The 6,635-nt window shown below is 42.8% G+C and carries 10 protein-coding genes; 9 read left to right on the top strand and 1 reads right to left on the bottom strand.

The genetic code is table 11. The features are described 5' to 3' along the window. Positions 1-194 precede the first annotated feature (194 nt). From DFR28_RS19125 to DFR28_RS19080, 9 genes are all read left to right on the top strand, one after another. On the top strand, positions 195-437 hold the full coding sequence (locus DFR28_RS19125) for a hypothetical protein (RefSeq protein WP_113956008.1): 243 nt from the start codon (positions 195-197) through the stop codon (positions 435-437). A gap of 12 nt (positions 438-449) precedes the next feature. Further along, entirely contained in the window at positions 450-761 is a 312-nt protein-coding gene (locus DFR28_RS19120) for a hypothetical protein (RefSeq protein ID WP_113956012.1), read from the top strand. 824 nt (positions 762-1,585) lie between these two features. Continuing rightward, complete coding sequence (locus DFR28_RS19115) at positions 1,586-1,939, top strand: hypothetical protein (RefSeq protein ID WP_113956011.1); 354 nt, start codon at positions 1,586-1,588, stop codon at positions 1,937-1,939. 849 nt (positions 1,940-2,788) lie between these two features. Then, on the top strand, positions 2,789-3,088 hold the full coding sequence (locus tag DFR28_RS19105; RefSeq protein WP_113956009.1) for a hypothetical protein: 300 nt from the start codon (positions 2,789-2,791) through the stop codon (positions 3,086-3,088). A 512-nt stretch (positions 3,089-3,600) separates the two neighbouring features. Next, a complete protein-coding gene (locus DFR28_RS19100; RefSeq protein WP_113956008.1) occupies positions 3,601-3,843 on the top strand; it encodes a hypothetical protein in 243 nt (80 codons plus the stop codon). 22 nt (positions 3,844-3,865) lie between these two features. Then, the gene (locus DFR28_RS19095; RefSeq protein ID WP_147251070.1) at positions 3,866-4,249 is read left to right on the top strand and encodes a hypothetical protein; all 384 of its coding nucleotides are present in this window, start codon (positions 3,866-3,868) and stop codon (positions 4,247-4,249) included. 517 nt (positions 4,250-4,766) lie between these two features. Then, positions 4,767-5,117: a hypothetical protein gene (locus DFR28_RS19090; RefSeq protein ID WP_113956006.1), complete on the top strand. Its 351-nt coding sequence runs from the start codon at positions 4,767-4,769 to the stop codon at positions 5,115-5,117. 132 nt (positions 5,118-5,249) lie between these two features. Beyond that, entirely contained in the window at positions 5,250-5,507 is a 258-nt protein-coding gene (locus DFR28_RS19085) for a type II toxin-antitoxin system Phd/YefM family antitoxin (RefSeq protein WP_113956005.1), read from the top strand. Continuing rightward, positions 5,495-5,812, top strand: a complete 318-nt coding sequence (locus tag DFR28_RS19080; protein WP_113956004.1) for a type II toxin-antitoxin system RelE/ParE family toxin — start codon at positions 5,495-5,497, stop codon at positions 5,810-5,812. The genes DFR28_RS19085 and DFR28_RS19080 overlap by 13 nt, the downstream gene beginning before the upstream one ends. A 609-nt stretch (positions 5,813-6,421) precedes the next feature. On the opposite strand, the gene DFR28_RS19870 is transcribed toward DFR28_RS19080, so the two are convergent. Then, a partial coding sequence (locus tag DFR28_RS19870) for a hypothetical protein (protein WP_211317065.1) occupies positions 6,422-6,635 on the bottom strand: 214 nt, incomplete at its 5' end.

Here is a 6,635-nt window from a genome sequence, read left to right as displayed (position 1 = left end):
ACAAATCTATATCTAAACTAGTAAAAACATTTAACAAGGCGTTGTTGTCGCCTTCGGCTGGGACGCGCTAAAGCGCGCCCCAAAACTTGGCGTTAGTTGCATTTCAGGGTGAAGAGCAGTTTAATCGGGTAGTTAAGCCAATATTAGCCAAATCGGAAATGCCAAGCTCAGAGTTCTAGGAGAAAAGGACAAACATGAATTCTACAAATTATGCGTTCAAAATTTCGCAAGCATCGGTCGCAGAGAAAGCCCTTCTTGGTTCTGCTCGTATCGGGCTTCGTTCTAACTATTTGGTTGGTTTGGTTTTGTGGTTTCAGCGAGTAGTGGGTCCGCTTCTTTATCGGGTAGCTGGAAAATCTTCTCAGCAACTAACAAGTCAAAACACTATCACTCACTACGTTCGTTCGGACGCGCAAAAGACGCGCGCCCGTGTTTGAGGCGTTAGTGGTATGACAGATATAGCTTTTGAATCACCAGAGAGGTATCTCCAGAGTCTTCGTGAAAAGTGGCTGCTTTCAGAAGAGGTAGAATCCGCGCTTAAAGGTAATCAAATATCTCATTCGTCAAAATTTACTATTGATTCTAAAACATGGAACCAAGAGATTTATTCAGATTCTAGTAGTACGAAAAAATTCGTTATTTTCGAAGTATCGCGTAAAAATATTTTGGGTAGAGAGCACCACTGTCTTGGTTGTGAAATAATTGAAGGCAAGTATTCATTAGTAACAAACGAGCAGCTTTGGAAAGAAGGTATTCCATGAAAACCACTAACAAGTTGTCAAAGTACACTCCGCTGCAAAAGGCGCAGCTCCGCGGGACGGCTGCTCCGCGCCGCCCCTTGCCAAGGCGTTATATGTGCATATGGACTTAGCATGCCCAAACTGCCAGAGCCGAGTTGGTAGTGATGAATACACAAACGGTTTGACGAAAATAGTATGTCAGTCATGCTCTAGCAAACTAACTGAAATTGTTTATAAGCCCAGCATCCCGATTTACGTAAAAATACTTTGTGGGCTTTGTATAATTGTTGCTGCGTATTTTGCGCTGTTTTATTCTGGAACAAAGTTAAGCTCTGCATTCATGCTATCTCTTATCCTTTCACTTTGGCTGCGAAACTACCTCTATTTTAAAAATAAGATACGATGGTGTTTGAATGAAAAAGACATATAACAAGTCAAGCCAGTTTGCGCCTACGGCGCGGGACGCAGCAAAGCTGCGCCCCTGCTTGAAGCGTTAGGTGTGTCCTGTCTATTTAGCTAAACCAGTCGTTGATAATAAGGTTTTTGTCGGTGCCAATTTCCGCGAGTGAGGTAGTCTCGAAAACTGATTCATCGTAGTAAGTTAAGTATTTGTATCGTTTTGGTCGAACAGCATTTTTATCACTAAACGAATTCTGATAGTCTGGCTTAGTAAACGAAAGAAATGGTTTTGTTCTGTGGAGGCAAAAGGAAGTGCATCAAGTCATCGAAAAAGTCACACCACCTAACAAGGCGTCAAAGTTCACTCCGCCAACAAGTTGGCTGCGCGGGACGGCTGCTTCGCGCCGCCCCTTGGCTTAGCGTTAGTTTTGCCCCAGCTGACTCATATGAAAGAACCAGATTACAACAGATGCTCTCAACAGGAATTGGCCGATGTTTTGGGCAATATTGATCGCGAAAAATATCGTGACCGTTATCTGAGGGCAAAGGCTGTGTTTGATTCCAGAGGTGGAAACTCTGAGCCAATAGACGACGAAAATAGCAAAAGTCCAATGGCCAGTTGGGGGTTTCTCCTAGTATTATTTCTTCTCTTAAATTATGTTCTTGGCGTCTTATTACCCGAGGGCAGCTTTTCATCCGAAAGTAATAGAACTATGAGTATCCGCGCAATTATATTTATTGTGCTTGTTGGCTTTGGTCTCTTAGTCTATCCAGGTAGAGATAATGAAAAAGAAAACTAACAAGCTCAAAAACTTACGCTCACTGCGTTCGCTCGGACGCGCAAAAAACGCGCGCCCGTTTTAAGGGCGTTAGGTGTGTCCTGCCTATTTAGCTAAACCAGTCGTTGATAAGAAGGTTTTTGTTGGTGCCAATTTCCGCGAGTGAGGCAGTCTCAAAAACTGATTCTTCGTTGTAAGGAAGTCACGTTTTCTTGCCGTTTTGCACGAACAGCATTTTTATCACTAAACGAATTCTGATAGTCTGGCTTAGCAAACGAAATAAATGGTTTTGTTCTGTGGAGGCAAAAGGAAGTGCATCAAGTCATCGAAAAAGTCACACCACCTAACAAGGCGTCAAAGTTCACTCCGCCAACAAGTTGGCTCCGCGGGACGGCTGCTACGCGCCGCCCCTTGGCTTGGCGTTAACTGTACTTAATGCGCCAATTTTTCCTAATTATTGTTCTATCGCTGTTCTCTTTACCTCTTCATGCGACGACTGGAAGCATAGAGATTTGGCTATTTAGCTTTTTGATAACTGGGTTTATCGTAGCCAGCCTTGTATATGTTCTCGCGGGCTTATCCCATTATCTTTACTCCCTAAGAGTTAAGAAGATACTGTCGGCCATACAGTCCATAATCTTGATTAGCCTTGCAACGGCACTCATATTGAACCAAGGACAATTTAGTGGCCTCTTTTTTCTTGCTACTGTTCTAGGCGGCATGATACCAAGCATCCTTTTTTATCTCTGGTTATCAAAAAGAAAGTTAGAAGTTGAAAATGACAGTTAACAAGTCAAAACACTATCACTCACTACGTTCGTTCGGACGCGCAAAAGACGCGCGCCCGTGTTTGAGGCGTTAAGTGTCACTATGGAAATCGAAGAAATATCCAAAATTGAGATATTAGAAAACGGTGAAATGTTTGTCATGCTAGCTAGCGGCGGCAACCCTATGTATCAATATATTTATCGAGAGGCAGCTGAGGTATATTGGGATAATGAAGCAAAAGTTTTCAAAGCTCCCGCACCAAGAAAATGGACTCACACAGATTGGTTTAAGAAAATTATCAGTGTTGCAGCTTCTGGATTGGGCATTACACTAGAGCTGTCAAATTCAACAGTTTGGGTTAATGTGCCTGAGCAAACAAAGACAGAAATATGTACTGTGTAAAACACTTAACAAGCCAAGCCAGCAGGACTTATTTTGCTATCGCTTCGCTCCAAAACGCAAAATAAGCCTCTTCTTGGGGCGTTAGGTGTGTCCTGCCTATTTAGCTAAACCAGTCGTTGATAAGAAGGTTTTTGTTGGTGCCAATTTCCGCGAGTGAGGCAGTCTCGAAAATTGATTCATCGTTGTAAGTTAAGTATTTATATCGATTTGGTCGAACAGCATTTTTATCACTAAACGAATTCTGATAGTCTGGTTGAGTAAACGAAAGCAATGGGTTTTGTTCTCTGGAGGCAAAAGGAAGTGCATCAAGTGATCGAAAAAGTCACACCACCTAACAAGGCGTCAAAGTTCACTCCGCCAACAAGTTGGCTCCGCGGGACGGCTGCTTCGCGCCGCCCCTTGGCTTAGCGTTAGTTGCATTTCAGGGTGATGAGCAGTTTAATCGGGTAGTTAAGCCAATATTAGCCAAATCGGAAATGCCAAGCTCAGAGTTCTAGGAGAAAAGGACAAACATGAATTCTACAAATTATGCGTTCAAAATTTCGCAAGCATCGGTCGCAGAGAAAGCCCTTCTTGGTTCTGCTCGCATCGGGCTTCGTTCTAACTATTTGGTTGGTTTGGTTTTGTGGTTTCAGCGAGTAGTGGGTCCGCTTCTTTATCGGGTAGCTGGAAAATCTTCTCAGCAACTAACAAGTCAAAACACTATCACTCACTACGTTCGTTCGGACGCGCAAAAGACGCGCGCCCGTGTTTGAGGCGTTAGTTGCGCTTTTGATCATGCTTATACTGGAATTGAAAAAGGCAATGGACACCAAGTTTGAAAAATTGGATTTCGTTTATGATGAAGCCACGAATTCAATCTCCATTCCTCCTAAGATTCCTGATATCGGAGATATCGTTATTATCGATGATGGCGATGAGCTCTTAACTCACGTGGGTAGATTCACTCATTCACATTTTGGCTGTTATGAGGACGGGTTCACTGATAGTGAGAGAACTGCTTGGACAGTAAGGAATTTGATGAAATTTTTAGACGATCTATTTAGCGACAAAATTGTTATGTGGGGCGAAGCCGAAAGCTTCGGCGGCTTTCATTACCTCGAATACCACACTGAACATGACAAGAAAGGCTGGCTTTGGTCCGGTGAACTTGGCAACTAACAAGCTCAAAAACTATCGCACACTTTGTGTGCTCGGACGCGCAGAAAACGCGCGCCCGTTTTAAGGGCGTTAGTGATATGAGGAGAACGCTCTATTTTTCATTCTTTTTTTTATTAGCGTACTCTCAGTCTTGTTATGCCGGAAATGTGCAGCGCACGATTATTCATACAGAAAGTCTTGAGAGTGGAAAGTGGTTAGAGATATTAGGCCATCCAAACTACAAAGAGCTGAGCTACTTTCGAGAGAGCGCGAAGCTTACAATCGAAACCTGTGATTTTTTAAGTAAAACTAATTGTGATTACTATATTATTCGTGAAGGGAGAACTTGCAAGAACACGATCAAAGTGAAGGCCAGTTGCAAGGAAAGTAAATGTGAATATCAGTTTGAAAAAACAACCTTAGAACAATGTTTAGAATGAAAATCACTAACAAGGTCAAAAACTTACGCTCACTGCGTTCGCTCGGACGCGGTAAACCGCGCCCGTTTTAACGGCGTTATATTTACAAGAGGTAGCAAATGGATTTCTCTAATCAAAAATTTCAAATTCAACTCGGCTGTGCGCTGACCATAGGCGTCGCTATCGCATATTATTTTTTGCTTGTTTCAACTGTTGGTAGTTTTTCCAAGTTGTTCAGTGGTCTTGAAGTAAGTGAAATACCTATTCAAACGAAATTTATTTTTTCCTTAGCAAATATTTGGTGGCTCTTTAGTGTCATCGTCGCGACCGGAGTTGCTGCAATGTATTTTTTAAAACCCCGTATTGGCTACATCCTTTATTCAATACCCGTTGCATTACTTCCAATTATTGTTCTAATAACTATATGGGCTATCTATTCGCCAATTTTTTCTTTGGCTGAAACACAGTGAAGAAATATAACAAGCTCAAAAACTACCGCACACTGCGTGTGCTCGGACGCGCAGAAAACGCGCGCCCGTTTTAAGGGCGTTAGTTTTACTTAGCTCCTTGCGCTTGAGATAGTGATACTTTAGTATTACTTTATGAAAACAGAACTAGTAACAAACCTTAAGCGACAAGCCACTAAGATCCTTTCTGACTTGCACGCTACGAAAGAACCAGTACTTATCACCGAACACGGTCGCCCATCTGCGTACTTGCTTGACGTAGAAGATTATGAGGCAATGCAGGATCGCCTAAAAATACTCGAAGGAATTTCACGTGGTGAAATTGGATATTTAGAAGGTCGAGTTGCCTCACACGACCAAGCTAAGGAAAGAATGGCCAAATGGTTAAGATAGTATGGACTGATTCTGCCTTAGATGATTTAGATGAAATTGCTGAGTATATCGCTTTAGATAAAATCGGCGCCGCCAAAAAACTCATTCAGAAGATTTTTTCTAAAGTTGATCTGCTTGCAGATCAACCTGAACTGGGCAGAATGCCTCCGGAACTGCAAGGAGAGAACTATCGCGAAATTATAGTTGGCCCCTGCAGAGTATTTTATCGTGTGTTGTCCGAAGAGGTGGTTATCTTGTATGTGATGAGAAGTGAAAGACTATTGAGAATGTTTATATTAGAAGAGCGTGGAAAAACTGAAAACTAACAAGGTAAAACACTGCCGCTTCGCTCGGACGCGTTTCACGCGCCCGTGTTCACGGCGTTAGGTGTGTCCTGCCTATTTAGCTAAACCAGTCGTTGATAAGAAGTGTTTCGTTGGTGCAAACTTTCTGGTGTGAGGCAGTCTCGAAAACTGGTTCATCGTTGTAAGTTAAGTATTTATATCGTTTTGGTCGAACAGTATTTTTATCACTAAACGAATTCTGATAGTCTGGTTGAGTAAACGAAAGAAATGGTTTTGTTCTGTGGAGGCAAAAGGAAGTGCATCAAGTCATCGAAAAAGTCACACCACCTAACAAGGCGTCAAAGTTCACTCCGCCAGCAAGCTGGCTCCGCGGGACGGCTGCTTCGCGCCGCCCCTTGGCTTAGCGTTAGGTGTGTTCTGTCTGTTTAGCTAAAACGGTCGTTGATAATAAGTATTTTGTCGGTGCCAATTTCCGCGAGTGAGGCAGTCTAGAAAACTGGTTCATCGTTGTAAGTTAAGTATTTATATCGATTTGGTCGAACAGTATTTTTATCACTAAACGAATTCTGATAGTCTGGTTGAGTAAAAGAAGAAAATGGTTTTGTTCTGTGGAGGTAATAAGGAAGTGCATCAAGTCATCGAAAAAGTCACACCACCTAACAAGGCGTCAAAGTTCACTCCGCCAACAAGTTGGCTCCGCCAACAAGTTGGCTCCGCGGGACGGCTGCTACGCGCCGCCCCTTGGCTTAGCGTTATATTTTTTGGTGAAGTCATGAGAATCATCATTATCGCAATGACTACATGTATCGTACTTGCCACTTTGGCGGTACTGACCATGTCGAGG

It is taken from the genome of Arenicella xantha (genome assembly GCF_003315245.1).
GTDB classification, from domain to species: domain Bacteria; phylum Pseudomonadota; class Gammaproteobacteria; order Arenicellales; family Arenicellaceae; genus Arenicella; species Arenicella xantha.
This window is presented reverse-complemented; position numbering and strand designations above follow the sequence as displayed.